General features: G+C 76.9%; 1 protein-coding gene. It reads left to right on the top strand.

The genetic code is table 11. From position 1 onward, the window contains the following. A partial coding sequence (locus C1J01_RS48495; RefSeq protein WP_500048305.1) for an SWIM zinc finger family protein occupies positions 1-602 on the top strand: 602 nt, incomplete at both ends.

Raw genomic sequence — 602 nt, 5'->3', positions numbered from 1 at the left:
GGGTGAGTCCGTGCGTCATGGGCGGGTCGCCGCGGGGCTGGCGGAGCTGGAGCGGTGGCTGGCCGACCAGGTGCGCCAGGGCCTGGCGGGCGCGGCCGAGCACGACTGGGAGGGACTGGCCAAGCGGCTCGTCGACGCCCAGGCCCCCGGCGTCGCCGGTCTGGTGTCGCGGCTGGCGCGCGTCCGCCGCGAGGACGACTGGCCGGGCCGGCTGCTGGAGGAGTACGCCCTGCTCAACCTGCTCGCCGTCGCCTACCGTCGGCGCGCCGGGCTGCCCGGCCCGCTGGCCCGTACGGTGCTCATCCGCGCCGGCTTCCCGGTCACCCGGGAAGAGGTGTTGGTCGGGCCCGTGGTGCGCGACCACTGGCACGTCATCGGCCGGCGCGACGAGGAGCAGGACAGACTGACCGCGCGCCGCGTCTGGCTCCGGGGCCACCACACCGGCAGGCCCGCCCTGATCCTGTCGTTCGCGCCGCAGGGGCAGCCGCTCGACGCCTCCCTGGTGACCGGCACGATCATCGACGCCGACCTCGTCTACTACCCGGGCGCCGCCCCGCTGCGCGCCCTGGTCGCCGCCCGCCACCCCCACGACACACCCGCGC

The sequence above is a fragment of the Nonomuraea aridisoli genome (assembly GCF_003236395.1).
In the GTDB taxonomy this organism is placed as follows: domain Bacteria; phylum Actinomycetota; class Actinomycetes; order Streptosporangiales; family Streptosporangiaceae; genus Nonomuraea; species Nonomuraea aridisoli.
Note: the sequence above shows the minus strand (reverse complement) of the source record. Positions and strands in the feature narration are given on the sequence as shown.